The organism is Sphingopyxis sp. GW821-FHT12C06, from assembly GCF_058807415.1.
In genome coordinates this window covers 1-19,864 of record NZ_JBXAQR010000008.1, presented here as the reverse complement: position 1 = coordinate 19,864, position 19,864 = coordinate 1, and the positions used below count along the sequence as shown (strand labels likewise).

The 19,864-nt window shown below is 62.4% G+C and carries 15 protein-coding genes; 8 read left to right on the top strand and 7 right to left on the bottom strand.

From position 1 onward, the window contains the following. Window positions 1–136: 136 nt before the first annotated feature. Window positions 137–1,036: a formylglycine-generating enzyme family protein gene (locus AC1RRJ_RS20870; protein WP_493126321.1), complete on the top strand. Its 900-nt coding sequence runs from the start codon at window positions 137–139 to the stop codon at window positions 1,034–1,036. A gap of 97 nt (window positions 1,037–1,133) precedes the next feature. Next, complete coding sequence (locus AC1RRJ_RS20865) at window positions 1,134–3,260, top strand: TonB-dependent receptor (protein ID WP_493126319.1); 2,127 nt, start codon at window positions 1,134–1,136, stop codon at window positions 3,258–3,260. A gap of 206 nt (window positions 3,261–3,466) precedes the next feature. On the opposite strand, the gene AC1RRJ_RS20860 is transcribed toward AC1RRJ_RS20865, so the two are convergent. Next, on the bottom strand, window positions 3,467–4,336 hold the full coding sequence (locus tag AC1RRJ_RS20860; RefSeq protein WP_493126317.1) for a right-handed parallel beta-helix repeat-containing protein: 870 nt from the start codon (window positions 4,334–4,336) through the stop codon (window positions 3,467–3,469). Further along, on the bottom strand, window positions 4,333–5,733 hold the full coding sequence (locus tag AC1RRJ_RS20855; protein WP_493126315.1) for a peptide MFS transporter: 1,401 nt from the start codon (window positions 5,731–5,733) through the stop codon (window positions 4,333–4,335). The genes AC1RRJ_RS20860 and AC1RRJ_RS20855 overlap by 4 nt, the downstream gene beginning before the upstream one ends. Before the next feature lie 186 nt (window positions 5,734–5,919). Between AC1RRJ_RS20855 and AC1RRJ_RS20850 the strand changes: the two genes are divergently transcribed. Beyond that, window positions 5,920–7,023 carry a PepSY-associated TM helix domain-containing protein gene (locus AC1RRJ_RS20850; protein WP_493126313.1) on the top strand — a complete coding sequence of 368 codons (1,104 nt, stop codon included), beginning with the start codon at window positions 5,920–5,922 and terminating at the stop codon, window positions 7,021–7,023. A 67-nt stretch (window positions 7,024–7,090) separates the two neighbouring features. Then, window positions 7,091–8,056 (top strand): LysR substrate-binding domain-containing protein, encoded by a 966-nt coding sequence (locus tag AC1RRJ_RS20845; RefSeq protein WP_493126311.1) that lies wholly within the window; start codon window positions 7,091–7,093, stop codon window positions 8,054–8,056. Here the strand turns inward: AC1RRJ_RS20845 and AC1RRJ_RS20840 are convergent, their stop codons facing one another. Then, a complete protein-coding gene (locus tag AC1RRJ_RS20840) occupies window positions 8,057–9,187 on the bottom strand; it encodes a serine hydrolase domain-containing protein (protein ID WP_493126309.1) in 1,131 nt (376 codons plus the stop codon). 198 nt (window positions 9,188–9,385) lie between these two features. Here AC1RRJ_RS20840 and AC1RRJ_RS20835 point away from each other — a divergent pair, with 198 nt between their 5' ends. Together AC1RRJ_RS20835 and AC1RRJ_RS20830 are read left to right on the top strand one after the other, a co-directional pair. Then, the gene (locus AC1RRJ_RS20835) at window positions 9,386–10,033 is read left to right on the top strand and encodes an FMN-binding negative transcriptional regulator (RefSeq protein ID WP_493126307.1); all 648 of its coding nucleotides are present in this window, start codon (window positions 9,386–9,388) and stop codon (window positions 10,031–10,033) included. A gap of 118 nt (window positions 10,034–10,151) precedes the next feature. Continuing rightward, entirely contained in the window at window positions 10,152–11,528 is a 1,377-nt protein-coding gene (locus AC1RRJ_RS20830; protein WP_493126304.1) for an aminotransferase, read from the top strand. 6 nt (window positions 11,529–11,534) lie between these two features. Here the strand turns inward: AC1RRJ_RS20830 and AC1RRJ_RS20825 are convergent, their stop codons facing one another. Together AC1RRJ_RS20825 and AC1RRJ_RS20820 are read right to left on the bottom strand one after the other, a co-directional pair. After that, window positions 11,535–12,671: a CaiB/BaiF CoA transferase family protein gene (locus tag AC1RRJ_RS20825; RefSeq protein WP_493126302.1), complete on the bottom strand. Its 1,137-nt coding sequence runs from the start codon at window positions 12,669–12,671 to the stop codon at window positions 11,535–11,537. A gap of 1 nt (window position 12,672) precedes the next feature. Beyond that, complete coding sequence (locus tag AC1RRJ_RS20820) at window positions 12,673–13,851, bottom strand: acyl-CoA dehydrogenase (protein ID WP_493126300.1); 1,179 nt, start codon at window positions 13,849–13,851, stop codon at window positions 12,673–12,675. A gap of 221 nt (window positions 13,852–14,072) precedes the next feature. Here AC1RRJ_RS20820 and AC1RRJ_RS20815 point away from each other — a divergent pair, with 221 nt between their 5' ends. Further along, window positions 14,073–14,363, top strand: a complete 291-nt coding sequence (locus AC1RRJ_RS20815) for a hypothetical protein (RefSeq protein ID WP_493126298.1) — start codon at window positions 14,073–14,075, stop codon at window positions 14,361–14,363. 136 nt (window positions 14,364–14,499) lie between these two features. Here the strand turns inward: AC1RRJ_RS20815 and AC1RRJ_RS20810 are convergent, their stop codons facing one another. After that, window positions 14,500–15,507, bottom strand: a complete 1,008-nt coding sequence (locus AC1RRJ_RS20810) for an arginine N-succinyltransferase (RefSeq protein WP_493126296.1) — start codon at window positions 15,505–15,507, stop codon at window positions 14,500–14,502. Window positions 15,508–15,612: 105 nt separating this feature from the next. Beyond that, window positions 15,613–17,253: a serine hydrolase gene (locus tag AC1RRJ_RS20805; protein ID WP_493126294.1), complete on the bottom strand. Its 1,641-nt coding sequence runs from the start codon at window positions 17,251–17,253 to the stop codon at window positions 15,613–15,615. Window positions 17,254–17,641: 388 nt separating this feature from the next. On the opposite strand from AC1RRJ_RS20805, the gene AC1RRJ_RS20800 reads away from it, so the two are divergent. Continuing rightward, window positions 17,642–19,780 (top strand): S46 family peptidase, encoded by a 2,139-nt coding sequence (locus AC1RRJ_RS20800; RefSeq protein ID WP_493126292.1) that lies wholly within the window; start codon window positions 17,642–17,644, stop codon window positions 19,778–19,780. Window positions 19,781–19,864: the final 84 nt, after the last annotated feature.

The window sequence follows — 19,864 nt, the reverse complement described above, 5'->3', positions numbered from 1 at the left end:
AGTGGTGCCATTCGCGCACCAGTGCGTTTGGTAAACGCGCCTCTCGTTCGTGCATGCAAGATGCTCGGATGCGATGCCGGACGTCCGGTTCCGGGCGCGGCGCAATGGGCGGCAAATCTGTGTGGGAAACAGGGCAATGAAAAACCATCTTCTGATCGTGGCGATCCTCGGTCTCGGGGCCTGTTCGGCTGACTCCGCAGATACGGCGCAAGCCGACGGGGCAAAGGATTGCGCCGACTGCCCCCCGATGGCCGAAATTGCCGGTGACCGTTTCGAAATGGGGGAGACGGTCGACTATGGTTATGGCCCGATGGACGGGCCGCGACACAGCGTTACCATTCCCTCGTTCGCGCTGGCGAAATATGAGGTGACCCGTGCCGAATATGGCCGCTTCGTCAAGGAAAGCGGCTATGTCCCCGAACGCAAATGCAACATCTACAAAGAAGATGCGAAATGGTTCGTCGATACCAGCCGGACATGGGATGCGCCGGGTTTCGCGCAGAAGGATGATGAGCCCGTCGTCTGCATCAGCTGGAACGACACCCAGGCCTATATCGGCTGGCTGAACAAGAAGACGGGGCAAAATTACCGCCTGCCGTCCGAGGCCGAATGGGAATATGTCGCGTCGCATGGCGGATGGGGCGCATCGGGAGCGATCACCCATGACGTGGCCAATATCGGCAAGGAGACATGCTGCGGCGGCCTGGCATCGGGCAAGGATCGCTGGGTCTATCCCGCGCCCGTGGGGAGCTTTCCGGCCGACCGGTTCGGATTGCACGACATTCGCGGCAATGTCTGGGAATGGCAGGCCGATTGCTATCACGATGATTATGCGGGCGCGCCGGTCGATGGCTCGCCGCGGACAAAGGGCTGCGGCTCGCCCGGTCACCGCGCGGTGCGCGGCGGCTCCTATGGCGATGCGGCCAAGTATATGTTGCCGACGTCCCGGCTGCCGGGACCGCGCGACGAAGGATATTTCACGGTCGGCTTTCGTCTGGCCAGCGATGGTACGGCGCGGTCCGGGCTGGCGCGGTGACATTTGCGCACCAAGACTTCGCGATTTCGCATCATGGCGCACCGGCGTCTTCGGATAGCGTGCCAGCGACAGATTTAACAGGTTCTGGGAGGGACATATGAAAACGTCTTTTTACACAGGCTCGGCCGTAGCATTGCTCGCCGCTACCTTAACTCAGCCGGCCTTTGCGCAGGCAGCCGACGGTAACAATGATAGCGAGCTGATTGTTGTCACCGCACAGAAGCGCGAGCAAAAGCTGGTTGATGTGCCGATGGCGATTTCGGTGCTCGGCGGTGAGGAACTGGCGGAAAAGGGCGTAGCCAGCGTTCAGGATCTGTCCTTTTCGGTTCCCGGTCTGACGATGCGCGAAGACGGCCCCGGCAGCTATACGATCTTCATGCGCGGGCTGGCTAACCAGTCGGGTTCGGGCGCGCTGGTCGGGCAATATCTCGACGAGGCACCGCTTTCGCTGGGCGGCTTTATCCAGCTCAGCCCCGTCGCGCTCGATCTGGAGCGCATCGAGGTGCTCAAGGGGCCGCAGGGGACGCTCTATGGTCAGGGCGCGGCGGCGGGCGTCATCCGCTACATCACCAACAAGCCCGACCTCGATGCCTTTTCCGCCGCCGTGACGGGCGAGGTCTATGACGTCGATCAGGGCGAGGTCGGGTATAAGACCTCGGCCGTCGTCAACGTTCCGATCGCCACCGGCAAGGCGGCGCTGCGCATCGCCGCGCTTTACGAAGACGGCGGCGGCTGGATCGACCAGCCCGAGGCGGGGATCAAGGATGGCAATGGCACCGAATTGCTGAATGTCCGCGCGCAGCTGCTGTTGCAGCCGAGCGACCGCTTTTCGGCCAAGGCGATGGTCCAGATTCACCGGGCCGAAACGCAGCTCGGACTGGGCTTCGAGGAAGCCGACCGGACCGTCGATATCGCGATCGACCCGGCAACGGTCCTCATCCCCAAGAAGTTCGATTTCACCAGCTATAACCTCGAACTCAACTATGATCTGGGTTTCGCCCAGCTGGTAAGCGCGACGACCTACACCGATTTCGATGAGCAATATCCGTTCACCTACATCCCGCGCCCGGGCAATTTCTCCTATGGTTTTGTCGAGGGCAACGACGACCGTTATGGTGGCGCCAGCCAGTTCAGCCAGGAACTGCGCCTGTCGTCGGGGTCAGGACCGTTTCAATGGACCGTCGGCGGCTATTATGCGGTTGGCAAAAATGATCTGCTCGCAAATTACGACTATGCCTTTGCGGCGGATGGCGATCTGTATGAAGGCGGCGGGATTGTCGTTGAGGATCAATATTATTTTTCGAAATCGCGGACCGAAAACTACTCGATCTTTGCCGATATTTCCTATGATCTGACCGACCGTCTGACCGTCGGCGGCGGCATTCGCTATTTTCACGACAAGCAGCGCGATCTCACTGAAACCGCGCCCGATACCGGCGTGACCAATCGGGGGACGTTTGAATCGACCGATCCCCGCGTCGTCGTCAGCTATCGCTTCGCCGACAATGCGCGTGTTTATGCGAGCTATGGGCAAGGCTTCCGCAGCGGCGGTTTCAATCAGGCGCCCTTCGGTTCCTATGGCCCCGAAAATGTCGAAACCTATGAAATCGGCAGCAAGGGCAGCTTTGCCGGCGGCCTGTTCCAATATGAGGTGGCCGCGTTCCTTACCAACTACACCGACATGATCCGGCGCCGGCTCGTCAATGTGAACGGGCAGTTCCTGTCCGAATCGAGCAATATCGGCAAGGTCCGGGTCAAGGGACTGGAATTTGGCGTGCAGGTGCGCCCGGCATCGGGGCTGACCTTTGGCATCAACGCCGCCTATCTCGACAGCAAGATTGTCGATACCGATCCTGGCGATCAGGTGAACGTCATCGGCGACCTGACCGACTACACGCCGAAGCTCAGCTATTCGGCCAGCGCCAATTATGATTTTGCGGTGTCGGACAATATCGACGGCTTTGCCCGGGTCGATTTCAACTTCCGCGACAAGGTGAGCTATACTGATCGTTCAAGCTTCATGGCGAGCGTCCTTCCTCAGGAATCAGACACGCTATCGTTGCTCAACGCGCGTATGGGGCTCGATTTCGGCCGCTTCAGCGCCGAAGTCTATGGCTCCAACCTGCTCAACGTCAATCGCGCGATCGACCCCTATCAGGGCTGGGCCAACTCCAATCGCACCCGTCCGCGGGTGATCGGGATGAAGGTCGGAGCCAAATTCTGACCCCGACGCCCTGACGGGCAAACGGGGTTTTCCGGGACAATGCTCTCCCCAGGGCAGCGACGCCGCATTCCTCACGGGATGCGGCGTTTCCTGTTGGGGAAAGAGGGGTGCCCGCAACGCACGCAGCCGATGAGCGCGCAGCAAAAAAGCCCCAGGCAACACTCTGTTGTCCGGGGCTTTTTACCGATGAGACGATCGATGAATCGTCAGCGGGAGTCGCGTCTGATTTCGCCTTTGCCCTCGGTGCCGAAGTCCTCCGTATTGCCGCGGACCGCGCTTTGGGAAAGTGAAATACGGCTGCTGCCACTGGCGCGAATGCCGAAGGGGCTGTTGCCGCTGACCTCGGTCCGCGCCACGAACAGCACGGCATCATCGTCGCTGAAGATGCCGTCGTCGGCAAAGCCGCTGAAGCGCGAATCCGAAATATGGGCGCTGCTTTGCGCATAGGCGCACAGCCCGACGACCGACCCGCGCTCGACCACCGCATGGCTGATCCGCGCATAGGCGGTCTCGCGGAGCCAGAAACCGACATGGCTGTCGCTGATCGTCACATGGCGCGCGATCAGCTGGCTGTCGCCCCGTGCGGACACAGCCATTTTCGAAATGCGCGTGAGGCGTACCCTGTCGAGCGTCAGGCGGCTGTCGATCGCAAAAATGCCATGTCCGTCGTACAGCGCGTCCTCGTCAGAAGCATAAGTAAAGTCGCGAACCTCGAGGCCGGAGATCATTGCATTGGCGTTGACGAGGGTGATCGCGGTCGATGGCGCATTCGGATTGCCGGCAAGCACTGCGCCGTCGTCGGCGCGGATAGTGATCGACCGATCGGTGATGGTCAGGAAGGAGGGAAGGGTGGCATCCTGAAAGGCGGTACTGTGCCCACCTTCCGCCACATATTCGCCCGCGCGGATGATCAGCGTTCCGCCATCGGGTGTGGACTCGATCGCGGCTTGCAAAGCCCCCGCACCGCGAAACCCGCAGTCGGCTTGAACGGCGTCCCGCGGGCAGGCGATCACGACTGCGCCGGGCGGACTTGTCGCTGCCGCAGCGAGCATGGCTGCGAGGCTCAGGATCATCATGCGTCTCCGTCGTTTTGCGGCGCGATGGCCATCGCGCGCAGCAGCGGCCGGCCGAAGGCGAGGATCAACAGCGCGCCGCTGCCGACGATCGCGCCGTGCATCGCCCAGAAGGCCGCCGGCGACATGGTTTCATAAAAGCGGCCGAGCCATCCGCTCGCAAAGCTGCCGGCGAAGATCGCCAGATAATAGCAACCGACCATCATCGCGTTCACCGCAAGCGGCGCCGCGCGCGACGTCAGCGCCAGCGCGATGGGGCCAAGATAGAGAAAACCGATTGCACAGACGAAATGGAACAGGACGGGCCAGATGATCGCGACCTGACCGCTGCCCGCCAATATTTCTCCAGCCGAGAGCAACAGGCACGCCGCGGCGAACACTGCGCAGCCAAGACCGATCTTGGCGAGGTCCGTGGGCTCGGCCGCGCGCCGCGACTGGCGTTTCCAATACCAGAGTACCGCGGGGGCGAGGAGCAGCACTGCGAGTGAATCGAGCGACTGGAACCAGGTCACCGGCACGGTCGCAAAGCCCAGATTGCGGTCGACCTGATCCTTGATCCACAGCGGATAGCTGTTCCAGACCTGCGATTGCGCGGTCCAATAGAGCGCGGTGATCGCGAGCATTGCGACAATGGCCGTGATCTTTGTCCCGTCGCCGGGTTGCAGGCGAACCCGTTCGCCGTGCTGAAGTCGGATCTTTTCGGGCGGCAGATAGCGGGCGCCCTTCAGATAGATGGCAAGGCCGATCAGCATGCCGATCCCCGCCGCCCCGAAACCATAATGCCAGCCATAGAGCTCGCCCAGTGTGCCGCAGATCAGCGGCGCGACGAACGCCCCGACGTTGATGCCAAAGACATAGACCGAAAAACCGGCATCGCGCCGCTTGTCATTGGCGGCATAAAGGCCGCCGACCTGCGCCGCCAAATTGCCCTTGAGGAACCCCGATCCCACGACCAGCGCGAGCAGCGCGAACAGGAACAGCGCCTCGAACGCCATCAGGAAATGTCCTGCCGCCATGAAGACCGCGCCGATGATCACCGATTTCTTGCGACCCAGGTAGCGGTCGCCGAGCAACCCGCCAAATACGGGCATAAAATAGACGAAGCCGACATAGAGGCCGAAGGTCTGCGCCGCGAGCGCCTGTGTGCTCAGCGGCCCGAAAACGGCGGCCATCACGGCGCGATAGCCGTCGAAACCGGCGACAACCGCGCTATTCTCGGGCTTGAAGAGGTGCAGCGTCATATAGAGGACGAGCAGCGCCTGCATTCCATAGAAGGAGAAGCGCTCCCACGTTTCGGTGAAGACGATATAGGCGAGTCCGCGCGGGTGGCCAAAAATCTCTTTGCTGTCGTCGAGGACGCCGGACGCCGGATCAAGCGGAGCGGAATGGGTCGTCGTCATGAGAGCCACGGGCCCCTGCCGAGATCGCTTTGTGTCATTATTTTTCCCCTTCCACTGGCTCCTAGTAGAAGGCGGGACGGAAAACGGGAACAGGCGACAAAGGCCGGTGACCTGGTGCGCATTGCGCACCACTGATCCGCGCTTAGGCATCTCGTCCATCGGCCGGGCGGGAGCGAGGTTGGGGGGATGAAAAAGGCCAAAGACACGCGAACTGCGCGGACCATCCACAAATTTGTCGGCCTTGCGCTGGCGCTGTTCTGGTTGCTGCAGATCGCATCTGGACTGACCATTCATTTTCGTACCGAGATGGACGACAGCCTGCTCGGCGGGCAACCCGTCACCGTGTCGCCTGCGGCGATCGGCGCCGCGGCGCGGCGCGCAGCGGATGCGGGCTATGCGGTGTCCTCGATCTGGATTTCGGGCGGCATTGAAGGACAGCTCGATGTCTATGGCACGAAGGACGGCAGCGATCATACGCTTCGCATCGACAGCGCTGGTCGGATGATCCGCACGCGTCCTGACAGTCAGGCGGTCGGGGACGGTGCGCTCTACGAAACGCTGAAGGCGTTTCACCAGACCTTGTTCGCGGGCGACACCGGGCAGGCGATCGTCGGTGCGTCGGGGCTGTTCCTGATCTTCAGCATCGTCATGGGGCTGATCGCGGGCTGGCGGTCGAAGGGCATGGGGCGCAGCATCGTACGGCGCCCCGCGCGGCTGGCGTCGGGGCAGGCGAACCTTCTCGGCTGGCATCGCTTTCTGGGTTACTGGCTGGCGATCCCGCTGTTTGCCTTGGCGGTGTCGGGCGTGATGCTGGCCTTTGCCGATCCGTTGAAAGACCTAGCGGGCGTCTCGGCGCCATCGGTCTCGGCGCCACAGGACGCGCCGAACAGCATCGACGCCGAAGTGGCCGTCGCGCGGGCGCTTGGACATCTTCCCGGAGCGCGCTTCACGGCCATCGACATGCCGAACGAAACCGGCGTGTATCGCGTCCGGATTCACGCGCCGGGGGAACTGCCGCGCAGCTATGGCGCCACCGCCATCTATCTCGACCGCAGCGGGCAACTCGTGCGTATCGACGACGCGCGAACGAAGCGCGGAGCCGATGCGATATTCAACGCCCTTTACCCGTTTCACACCGGCCAGATACTCGGCATTGGCGGACGGATTGCGGCTTTCCTGTGCGGGGGAGGCGCGTTGGTCATGCTGGTGCTGGCAATGACCGCATGGGTCCGCTCAACCCGGCGCGGATCCGCCAAGCGCCCTCACGCCTCCGCCCGAGATTCCAATTGACGCTCCAACATCGCCTGTGGGAAATATCATGAATGCACCATATCATTTCGATTGCGGCCGCCTCGACGTGAGCGCGCACCCCCGTCCGCCCGAGCGAAAGTCGCTTCCGCCGTTCGAGGCGTTGCGGGCGTTCGATGCGGTGGCGCGTCTTGGGGGTATCCGAAAAGCGGCGGCCTGGCTCAGCCGCGACCATGCCGTGGTGAGCCGCCACTTGCGGGCGATCGAAAGCTGGCTTGGCGTGCAACTCGTCGCGCGCACGCCCGGCGGGATCGTGCTGACCGAGCAGGGGCGCATCTATCACGCCAGCATCAGCCAGGCGCTCGAAGACATCGCCCATGCGACACTCGACGTACTCAACAGCGGGCAACACAACAGCCTGTCGATCTGGTGCACCCCCGGCTTTGCGTTGCATTGGCTCTCGCAGCATTTCGCGGCGTTCGAAGCGCGCAACGCCGGCATTGATTTCGAGCTGCGCCCGACCGACGCCTCGCCCGACTTCGCGGGGCACGAGGCCGATCTCGATATCCGCTTCAACGCGACTTATGAGGATGAGGTCAAGCCGTCGGCCTGGCAGCAACAGGGAACGATCGCGCATGTGCCGATCATCGCGGTCGCGAGCACCCGTTATCTCGAAGCGCGCGATGCGATCGTCGATCCGGCCGACCTGCTTTCGCACGAACTGCTCCACGAAAGCGGCACGAACAATTGGGTTCAGTGGCTGCGATCCTATGGGGTGCCCTGCGAAGAACGGATCGGCGGCCCGCGCCTGTGGCAGGGCCATCTGACGGTCGACGCCGCGCGCCACGGCCGCGGGATCGCGCTGGCCAACAGTCTGATCATTCGCGACGATCTGCAATCGGGCGCGTTGATCGACATCGGCGCGGGCAAGGACAGCTTTCCCGTGCGGATGGGGCATTATGTGCTGATCGCGCGCCGCGATCGCTGGGACGACCGCCTGGTGCGGACATTCCGGCGCTGGCTGCGCGAGACGATCGCCAAGGAGCTGCCCGAATTCGCGCCGCGGCGCGGTTGATCAGCCGATCGCATCCGCCACGGCGTTGAAGAAGTCATTGTCCAATATGGCTTCGGAATATTTCGGCTTGGCGCGGCTGCTGAGTACGGTGACGAGCAGGTTCCGCGCCGGGTTGATATAGATATATTGGCCAAAAATGCCGCGCGCGCTGTAGGCGCCGTCGCGGAAGTTGCCGTTCCGATCAGGTACCGGCCACCACATATAGCCATAGTTGAAGGCGTCGCCGCTGTCGTGCGCGCCGCTGGCTTCGTCGAACCAGCCCTCGGGTACCACCCGCTCGCCGCCGGCGACCCCGCCGCTAAGCGCGAACAGCCCGAAGCGCACATAGTCGCGCATCGTCGCGCACAGGCCGCTTCCCGCGACCTCCAGCCCGTGCGGGGCCTCGAGCCACCAGCAGGCATCGGCCTGCATCCCGACGCGGGACCAGATTTTTTCGCTCAGATAGTCGGCCAGCCATTTGCCGGTAGCGGCTTTCACCAGCGCGCCGACGACATGGGTTTCGCCGGTGCTGTAGTTCCACACGCTCCCCGGCTCGGCGATACGCGGCAGCGTCGCCATATAGTCCATGATCGCGCCGTGCTGTCCGCTGACCTGCAAATCGAGCATATGGCGCCGGTGCGACGCGGGGTTGGTGTGGGTATCATCCCATTCGACCCCCGATGTCATCCGCATAAGATGCCGGATAGACACCCCATCATAGCCGCTGCCGTTCAGCATTGGCAGATAGTCGGTGAGCGGGTCGGTTACCCCGCCAATATATCCGTCGACGATCGCGGCACCGATCAGGGTGGTCGCGGCTGACTTCGCCATCGACATCGAAATCCAGCGCATGTCGGGGGTCAGGCCGCCTTCATAGCGTTCGTGGACGACGCTGCCATCCTTGACGATCGTCAGTCCGACCAGACGATTGCGCGACACATAGTCAATGAGGTCACAGCTTTCCCTGTCGGTGACGATCGGAAGATCGGGCAACATCGTTGCGGCATGATGCAACTCAGCAACATCCGCCCTGCCGCGCGAAACGGTGCGGGTGGGAAAGCTGTTCTCGCTCGCCGAAAAGGTCGCGAACTGTTCGTTCGGAAACAGCTTTCCGGCATAGGCATCGACAATGTTGGAGGGCTGGCGGCTCATGGGGCGTCCTGTTCAAAAATCGTATGTTGCGGGGCACTATAGCCCGTTCGTTCGTCCGGGTCGGTGCGAAGGAAACGGAGGGTGGTGTGCCCCGGTCACCGAGCCGACTGGTGCCGGACGGGCACCACCGCTTTGCGCCTTGGCAACTTGCTCCCGAAGCGACAGGCCCGCTTAAAGGCTGGAACAGGAGGATGTGGAATGGAAGAAGCAGAAACCCGGCGCCGGATGCATGTCCCCGAACATTATCGGGCGCCTGACGCGCGCGCGCTGGTCGCGCAATATCCGTTTGCGCAGCTCGTTTCGGCCGCCGCCGATGGCTCCCCCTTCGCGACGAGCGTCCCCATCTATTTCGCGAGCGACGCCCTAGGCGAGATGGAGCTCGTCGGCCATCTGGCGCGGGCGAACCCCCATGCGGCGGTCCTGACCGAAGGACAGCCGGCACTCGCGATCTTTTCTGGCCCCCATGCTTATATTTCGTCGTCCTGGTATGTCGAACGCCCGACGGTTCCGACGTGGAACTACATGGCTGCGCAGGTCCGTGGCCGGTTGACGCCGATCGACGATGACGAGGAACAGTTGGCAATCATGCGGCGCACCATCGCGATGTCGGAGGGCTATAATGGCAGCACATGGCGGATGGAGGATGCGCCGGAGGGCAAGGTGGAGTTCCTGTTACCGATGATCCGGTCATTCCGGATCGCGATCGAGCGTATCGACGGCGTGACGAAGCTCAGCCAGACGCACCCCCGGGGCGACCGCGAGCGCGTGATCGCAGGGCTCCGCGCCCGGGGCGCGGCCGAGGATGTGCAGATCGCCGATCTGATGGCCGACCTCGACCGCGGTTGACGCCTGCGCACCGGCGCCGGTGTTCTCACGGCAACGCCCGCGGCGGTTTCGTCATCTTTCGCCCGGGGGCCAAGTCCGGGATGCTTCCATCGAACCGACGACAATGGGAGTATCGATCGTGGAAGCTGGATTTTCGACCGAGGCATGGCGCGCGCTGGACGACCGGCACCATCTTCACCCCTTTTCCGACCCGCGCGAGCTGGCCGAACGCGGCACAACGATCATCACCCGGGGTAAGGGCAGCTATGTCTGGGACAGCGAGGGCAACAAGATCCTCGACGGCATGGCGGGGCTCTGGTGCGTCAACGTCGGCTATGGCCGCGACGAACTGGTCGATGTCGCGGCCAGCCAGATGCGCGAACTGCCTTACTATAACAGCTTTTTTCAAAGCGCGACGCCGTCGCAAATCTCGCTCGCCAGGCGGCTGTCGGAGGTGACGCCTCAAGGCATCGACAATTTCTTCTTCACCAATTCGGGGTCGGAGGCGAACGACACCGTCATCCGGCTGGTCTATCATTATTGGAAACTTTGCGGGCAGCCGTCGAAGCGCGTCTTCATCGGGCGTCATCTGGGCTATCACGGCAGCACATTGGCCGCGACCAGCCTCGGCGGGATGAAGGCCATGCACGATATGGGGCACGAACTGCTCCCCGGTTTCGAACATATTATGGAACCGCACCGGTATCGGCATGGCGCCAACCAGACCCCTGAACAATTTGCCGAAATCGCGGCCGCCGCACTCGAAGACAAGATCGCCGCGATCGGCGCCGCCAATGTCGCAGCCTTCATCGCCGAGCCCGTCCAGGGCGCGGGCGGGGTGATCGATCCGCCCCCGGGATATTGGGACCGGATTCAGAAAATTTGCCGCAAACACGACATCCTGCTGGTCGCCGACGAAGTGATTTGCGGTTTCGGTCGGCTCGGCGAATGGTTCGGTTCGCAATATTACGGAATCCAGCCCGACCTGATGCCGATCGCGAAGGGCCTGTCATCGGGCTATATGCCGATTGCCGCAGTCGGCATCGGCGAGCGCGTCCATAAGGCGCTCTACGAAGGCGGCCCCATTCCGCACGGCTACACCTATTCGGGGCATCCCGTCGCCTGCGCGGTGGCCGAAGCGAATATCGACATCATCGCGCGCGAAGGGCTGATCGATCGCGTCCGCGAGGATGTCGGGCCCTATTTCCGCGGCGTGCTGCAACAGATCGCCGACGTCCATCCGCTGGTCGGCGAACTGCGCGGCGCCGGATTGCTCGCCGGGCTCCAATTGATGAAGGATCGCACCGAACGATTGTTCTTCGAACCCTCTGAAAAGGCGGCGCTCACCTGCCGAGAAATCGCTCTGCAAAACGGCCTGATCGCGCGCGCCGTGGGCCATACCATGGTCCTCTGCCCGCCGCTGACGATCACTCGCGGCGAGATCGAAGAGATGGCCGACAAGATGGTGAAGAGCCTCGATGCCACCGCGCAGGAATATGGCGTGGCGGCGCCCTGAACGGGATCAGGACGCGGCGCGCGGCAGCTTCGGCGCCGCGCGGTCGCAGGACAGCGCGGCATCGGAGAACCGGATCGGTGTGCGGATTCCGGGCACGGCCCCGGCGCCATCGCGATCGAGCGCAAGGCGCATCCCGCGGTGGACGGTCTGCGGATCGGCGAAGACGTCTTCGACGCGGTTGATCGGGCCGGCGGGTACGCCGCGCGCTTCCAGCGCCGCCATCAACGTACTATTCCTCCACGGTACGAGCCTCGCCGTAATCGCGGCCGACAGCGCCGCGCGATCGGCGACACGCCCGGCGTTGCTTTGCCATTCGGGCCGTTCGTCCAGTCCGAGCAAATCGACAAGATGCGCGAATTGCCGGTCGTTACCAACAGCGATGATGACCCAGCCGTCGGCGCAGGGAAAAGCTTCATAGGGAGCGATGTTGGGATGCGCGTTGCCCAGTCGCGATGGCGAGACGCCCGACGCCAGATAGTTCAGCCCCTGATTGGCGAGGGTGCCAACCATGACATCGAACAACGCCATGTCGATACGCTGCCCGGTGCCGGTCGTCGCGCGCTGGATCAGGGCGGCTTCGATGGCGATGACCGCATAAAGTCCGGTCATGATGTCTGCATAGGCGACGCCGATTTTCTGAGGCGGGCCATCGGGCGCGCCAGTCAGGTCCATGATCCCGCTCATCCCCTGGACGACGAAATCATATCCCGCGCGGCCGGCATAGGGGCCGGTCTGCCCGAAACCGGTGATCGAGCAATAGATCAGCCGGGGGTTGATCGCCGCGAGGCTGGCATGATCGAGGCCATAGCGCGCCAGCGTCCCGACCTTGAAATTCTCGATCACGACGTCGGCGTGGCGGATCAGTGCGATCACCTCGGCGCGGCCTGCGGGCGACGAAAAATCGACCACGCGCGATGCTTTGCCGCGATTGGCACAATGGAAATAGGCGGCGTCCGCCGTGCCATCGCCATTGTCGATGAAGGGCGGGCCCCATTTGCGTGTGTCGTCGCCGTCGGGGCTTTCGACCTTGATCACCTCGGCGCCCAGATCGGCGAGGATCTGTCCCGCCCATGGCCCCGCCAGGATGCGGGCAAGCTCGATGACCTTCAGCCCCGCGAGCGGTGTTCTGGCGGCATCGGGCATGTCAGAACGCCGCCAGGCCGGTGATCGCGCGACCGATGATGAGCGCATGGATGTCGTGCGTGCCTTCATAGGTGTTGACCGTTTCCAGATTGATCGCGTGGCGCATCACCGGATATTCGTCCGAAATCCCGTTGCCGCCGTGCATGTCGCGCGCGGCGCGGGCGATATCGAGCGCCTTGCCGACATTGTTCCGCTTGATCAGCGAGATCATTTCGGGGGCGACGGCGTCATCGTCCATCAGGCGTCCCACCTGCAACGCGGCTTGCAGGCCGAGCGCGATCTCGGTTGCCATGTCGGCGAGCTTCTTCTGGTAAAGCTGCGTCGCGGCGAGCGGGCGACCGAATTGATGGCGGTCGAGGCCATATTGGCGTGCGGCCGCATAACAAGCCTCGGCCGCGCCCATCGCACCCCAAGCGATGCCGTAGCGCGCGCGATTGAGACAGCCGAACGGGCCCTTCAGTCCTTCGACATGGGGGAGCAGGGCGTCTTCGGACACGACCACGCCGTCAAGGTTGATCATCCCGGTGATCGATGCGCGCAGGCTGAGCTTGCCTTCGATCTTCGGCGCCGAAAGGCCTGCCATACCCTTTTCGAGGATGAAGCCCCGAATGGCACCGCCATGCGCGTCCGACTTGGCCCAGATGATGAAGACATCGGCGATCGGCGCGTTAGAAATCCAGGTCTTGTTGCCGTCGATCCGGTATCCGCCATCGACCGCCGTCGCCTTGGTCCGCATCCCGCCGGGGTCGGACCCCGCGTCGGGTTCGGTCAGGCCGAAACAGCCGATGCTCGTGCCCGCCACCAGTGCGGGCAGATAGCGCCGCTTGTGGGCGTCGGAGCCATAGGCCAGGATCGGATGGATGACGAGGCTGGATTGCACGGACATCATCGAGCGATAGCCTGAATCCACCCGTTCGACTTCGCGGGCGACGAGGCCATAGGCGACATAGGATGCGCCGATGCCGCCAAATTCTTCGGGCACGGTGACGCCCAACAGGCCTTGCTCGCCCATCTCGCGGAAGATGTCCGGGTCGCTATGCTCGCGGGCATAGGCTTCGCGGACGCGCGGGCGTAGGCGGTCGTCGCAATAGGCGCGCGCGGCATCGGCGATCATCCGTTCCTGCTCGTCGAGCCGATCGAAAATATTCAACCCGTCCTGCCAGTCAAACCTGCGCACCATTTCGTCTCCGTGTCGTTCAAAGTCCGCCGGCATCTAGACGCAAAGGGCGCGAAGGAAGGTGTTGCCAATCCCGCCTGTGGCGGTGCCGGTGTCGTGTCGCACCTCTGTGGCCCGGCATGGTTTTGAAGCTGTACCGTTAAAACGCGAAGGCCTCGACCGCCTGCACGGCGGCTTCACTTCTTCTGCGGGCGACCGGCCCTCGGGTGGCCGGGGCGAGCTATGTGGAGAGCCCGAAATTCGTTCCATTCCAGGAGGTGGAATATCGGCCGCAGGCCGCAGGCGCGGTGGCGGCCGAATGCGTCGGTCAAATTATTGCCCATCCACCGGTCGATGCTGTCGATGCTCGAAGGAGAGCCGATGTCGAAGACCACGCCGTCGCGGGCATCAGCCGCGCGAACCCGCATTTCGCAGCCATGCGCTTTGTTTTAATCGCGCAGCGCCTGCGTTGCGACCTCGATCCGGTGGTCGATCTGCTGCTCGATTTCGCGACGTATCGGCCCCGATGCCATTGATGGAGGACGGGCCGGATATTGTGCGGAGCGACGTTAGCCGGTCGGCAACCGATTCTTTTCCGGACCAACCCGCCGAAGCGGCTCTCGACACGGGTCATCGTTGGATCCCGCGCGCGGTGCGAACAGGTGCGTCCGGTCAGAAGCGCACATGGCGAACCTCGTCATTTTCGAAAATCCCCAATCCCGCGGCGACCGCGGGCTCGACGGTCAGGCCCGCTTCGCCGTGCCAGACTGTTCCGCGCACCACGCGAAATTGCGATCCGTTGTGCGCGGCTATGAGGCTGTCGGCAGGGGCGCCTTCCAAGGGCGGCGGACCGATTGTCGCGATACGTTCCGACGTGCTCGACCGTATAGACGCCAGCGCGTCGATATCCGAATGAAGCGTTGGTCCTGCGTCGAAGATGTCGACATAACCATCGTCGCGGAACCCTTCGGACTTCAGCATGGCGTAAGCGGCGACACCATCGTCATGAGGGCGGCCGATCGCCGCTTGCGCCTCGCTCGACAGCATGTTTACATGAATGGGATGGCGCGGGCCGAGGTCGGCGATGATCTGGTTTCCGGCCAGTGCATTGAGCCGGTCGGCCTCTTCGAAGTCCATGCCATAGAAGCGGCCGCCGACGGCATCCCAGAAGGGCGAGCGGCTTTCGACCTGCGCGCCGCGCAACTCGGCGATGACCCGGTCGCCAAAATATTCGCGATGGCTTGCGATGAACAAATAGCGGCTGCGCGCCATCAAGGCACCCAGGCCGCGCCCTTTGAGGCCTGCGTCGATCAGCAGTCCCCCGACTTCGGCACAGCCGTCGAAATCATTGGTCAGGGTCAGCGTTTCGAACGAAATGCGCTGGCCGTTGACCAGAGAACGCTGCGTGTTGCGGCTGGTTCGATAGCTATAGAAGGGCCAATCGGCTCCGATGCGCAGGAATATCATGCCGCAACCCTGAACACGGCCTTCGATTTCGAGGACGAGGATCACCGGCCCATGGCCGTTCTCGCCTGTGATCACCGCCTCGCTCGCGGCGAGCTTGGCCTTTAGTGCACCGGCATCGGGGGGCAGGTTGGTCAGCCCCGATCCGCCACTCCGGGCAAGCTCCACCAGGTCATGGACATCATCGAGCCGTCCGGTTCGGACAAATATGGTCATGCGATTGGCTTCCCCGTTCATGCGGCGCAAGAATTTCGGTGCCCTCTTGTCGGAGGGCACCGACGCATTTGATTCACAAGTTTTCGCGATGAAGGCGAATGAGGATCAGTTGCCCGAACGTGCGAAGTCGATCGGACGATGCAGATAGGGATGGGTGATCGACAGGGTCGCCGGCTTGCCGGTATCGCCGGTTTTGAAGCCGACGTGGAAATATATGGCCGAGGGGCCGCGCACCGTTCCCTTGAAATTTCCATCGCCGAGCGGGGTCAGTTCGACATCATAGGTTGGGCCTGTGCTGGCCAAAAGCTTGCCCTTCTCGACCCGCACCGAAAGCTTGCCGCAAAAAGGATGCTCATATGTGCCTGTGAAGGTGCTGAGTGGACGGGTTTCCGGACCTTTCACGGCGAAGAGCGCGCTGAATATCTCCTTGTTTTCGACCTGCCCGGCGCGCTCGCGCTTCAACGCCATCTCCGACCAGTCGAGAGCTTCCCGCCCGTAGAGCGCATCGAGCGTTCGTCCGACCAGAGCATCGGTCGCGCCGCTCTTGCCCGCAAAATTGTTGATCATTGCCACCACGGAAATTTTCCGCTCGGGATCGACGATCATCAATGCGGTATAACCCAGTTCGTCGCCCGAATGGCCGAAGAGAGAATTGCCTTCATAGGTGTAGAGCATCAGGCCCGATGCGTAGATTACCGGTTGGAGGCCTTCCCGGGAGTCGTTGAAATCGGCGGACCAGTTGGCCGGGAAATCACCGCGACGGATGATCGCCGCGCGCCGCATTTCGCGTACACCCTCGACCGGTATGACCTGACGGCCGTCGATCTGGCCCATATTCATCAGCAATTTCGCCCAGCGTGCCATATCGTCGACCGACGAGAAGACCGCCTGGCCGGGGTCGATCGCGGTGCGATGGAAATGGGCGAGGCGATCGGTGAGATCCTTCTTGTGGAAGGCCAGTGAAGAATCGATCGCTTTTTCCCATTGCACATGAGGGGAGGCCACGTTCATCGACGACGGAACGGCATCCTGGCCGATCTTGACCGTGTCGGACCACCCGTCGCCGGACGGCAGGACATTTTCGGGTGGGATGAAGTCATCGGCATGGGCATAGCTGTTGTTCATGCCCGCCGGCGTCCAGATTTCCTCGTCGATATATTGGCCCCAGGGTTTTCCCGTTACCTTTTCGATGATCTGCGCGGCGGCGACATAGGTGATGCTGTTATAATAGGGGCGTTCGCGAAAGGGCGCCGCCTGATCGAGCGCGGCCATCCGTTCGACCACCTCGGCTCCCGTCATGCCCGGAATTTCCTCGGGCCAGTCACCATAGGAAGCGAGGCCGGTACGGTGGGCCAGAAGATCGCGAATGGTGATGGTGCGGGTCAGCCACGGGTCGGCGACCTTGAAATTCGGCAGATGCTTGATCACCGGATCGTCGAAGCTGATCCGGCCCTCGCCCGCGAGTTTCGCCAAAGCGCCCGAAACAAAGGTTTTCGTGATAGAGGCGATCCCGAACATGGTGTCCTTGGTGATCGGCGCCTTGCGGTCATATTGGCGCAGTCCATAGGTCCGCGTCGTGATCTTGTCGTCCTTGACGATCGCGATGGCGACGCCGGGGATCGACCAGTCCTGCCGCATCTGTTCGATATAAGCGTCATATTCGGCGGAAAAGACGGGTGGCGAAGGGGCGGCAGTGGCAGGCACCGCTCCAGCCAGTCCTGCGACAAGCGTTCCCGCGATCAGCATATGCATTAACCTGGGCCGACGGCGGTGAGAGTGAAGCGGCTCGATATGCATGATGTACTCCCCAATATGTTTTTCAGCGTGCCGGACGATAGGGTCGAATCGGCTGGCGCGATAAGAACAATCGGGCGATTGACCGTTGAGCGTGCATTCGCGCAAATCGAATCGCGATTGTGCTTCTGTTTGTGCGCTCTTGCGCTCTTTCGGACGATGTCGGCGGGAGCATTCCATCAGGTCGCGCCATCGATCCGGGCGCCCATTTCGTTGCCGGAAATTGTTCGGTCAACGGTGACCACCACCGCAATAATTTCGGCATCAGGCAGTATATCGTCGTCGCCGGGGTATCGCAGGGCTTGGCCTCGATATCCGGCATGGCAAGGACATAAGCCGCATGAGCAATTATCACTCCGCTGCCATGTTTTCGCTCGCGATGCTGGCGATCGTTCAGCCGGCGTCGGGCCGCGAAGGCATGTGGCTTCCCGATCAGGCGGCGGATCAAGGAGCCGCGATGCGCGCCGATGGGATGGAACTGGACCCCGAACGATTGAGGATGGTCAGCATGCCCCCGCTTGGCGCCGTCGCGGCGCTGGGGAGTTGCACGGCCTCCTTCGTGAGCGAACAGGGCTTGCTGCTCACCAATCATCACTGCCTCTCGGGCTCTGTGCAGCACAATAGCGGGGCCGGGAAAGATTATTGGACCAACGGTTTCGTCGCCCGCGATCGTCGGGCGGAGCTGCCCGCGGAGCCGGGGATCCGGATCAATGTGATTGAGGACTGGCGCGATGTGACCGCGGCGATGAACGATGGCGTCGGCGGCTTGGATGAAACCGCTCGCAAGGTCGCCCGCGACGGGAATCGCGCACGACTGACAAGCGCCTGCGAAGTGCAGCCCGGTCGTCGATGCCGTATCCTCAGCTATTTCGGCGGCAGGGTCCATTATCTGGAACAGCGACTGGAACTGCAGGATATCCGGCTCGTCTATGCGCCGGGCGAAGGGCTGGGCAATTTCGGGGGTGATACCGACAATTGGATGTGGCCGCGGCATAGCGGAGATTTCGGCCTTTACCGTGCCTATGTGTCGCCCGATGGTTCGCCGACACCTTTCGCACGGCAGAATATTCCTTACCGTCCAAAATCGATCCTGAAAGTGGCTCGGCGCGGCGTGAAGGAAGACGATTTCATTCTGACCGCCGGCGTTCCCGTTGTGACCAACCGTTTGGCCACCGCGGCAGAAACGATCTTCAATATTTCAGAATATGAACCGCAATGGCTCGGCCTCCTCACGCGCCATGAAGAAAAAATACTGGCGGCAACCGTAGGGGATCGCAAAACGCAAAGCCGCTACGCAACGGCGCTCGAGGACGTGCGCAATTACAGAAAGAAGCTCACAGGAAGTCTGGCCGGCGCCCATGCCGCTCAGGTCCTGAAGCAGAAGCAGGCCACCGAAGACGCTTTTCGGGGCTGGATTGCTGAGGATCCCGGCCGGCGCAGCTACTATGCGCCTTTGCTGGCGAGGCTGGATGCCGAGGTTGAGGAAAATGGCCGGGCCTCGCTGCGTCGCCTTTACCGCGCGACACTCGATCGCGCCGAGCTTTTGCGGGGTGCGGGCATGCTTTATAAATGGGCGAAGGAGCAGGGAAAGCCCGATATGCAGCGCGCGAAAGGCTATCGCGATCGCGACCGGCAACTGCTTTCCGATCGCCTCACCCGCATTCAGAACCGCTATGAACCCTCGGTCGACCGGCAGCTGTTCGAAGCGGCACTGACCGAATATCGCAAGCTTCCGCCCGCCGATCGGAGCGGAGCGTTCGAAAGCCGTTTGGCAGCTATCGGCCTCAATCGGCTTTACGCGGCCACGCGGCTCGGCGAGTTCGGGGAAAGGCTGGCGTGGCTGGGCAGAACAGCCGCCGAATTCGAACGATCGGATGACCCCTTCATTCAGTTGGCAGTGGCGCTCTATCCGGACGACCTTGCTGCCGAGCAAGAGGCCGAGGTCCGCGCCGAACGAACCCGGCCGGCGCGCGATGCCTATCTCGCCGCCTATCTCGACTACAAGCGCGAACGCGGCGAGCCGGTGCATCCCGACGCCGACGGATCGATGCGAGTCAGTTGGGGCAAGGTTGAGGGACGCGTTCGTGACGGAGAGATGTGGACGCCCTTTACAACTGCGTCCGGCCTGATCGAAAAGCAACGGGGCCAAGGGGAGTTTAACGCTCCCGCGGCCCTGATATCTGCCGCGCGGAAGGGAAATTTTGGCGTCTATGCCGATCCCGAACTCGGCACGCTTCCCGTCAACTTCCTATCCAGCGCCGATATCACGAGCGGCAATTCCGGATCGCCGACACTCAACGCACGCGGTGAGTTGGTCGGGCTGGTGTTCGACGGGACGATGGATGGGGTGGTCTCCGATTGGGTTTATGTCGGGCAGCGTAACCGGACTGTCCATGTCGATATCCGGTTCATGATGTGGGTCATGGCGAAGGTCGATGGTGCCGGCCATCTCCTCCGCGAAATGACGGGTGCACGTTGAATCGTCAGATCGTTCTCTAGAACCCGAGGAGGTTGAAGCTGGTTTCGGCGCGAACGCCGAGGATAAGGGCATGGGCGATCGCCG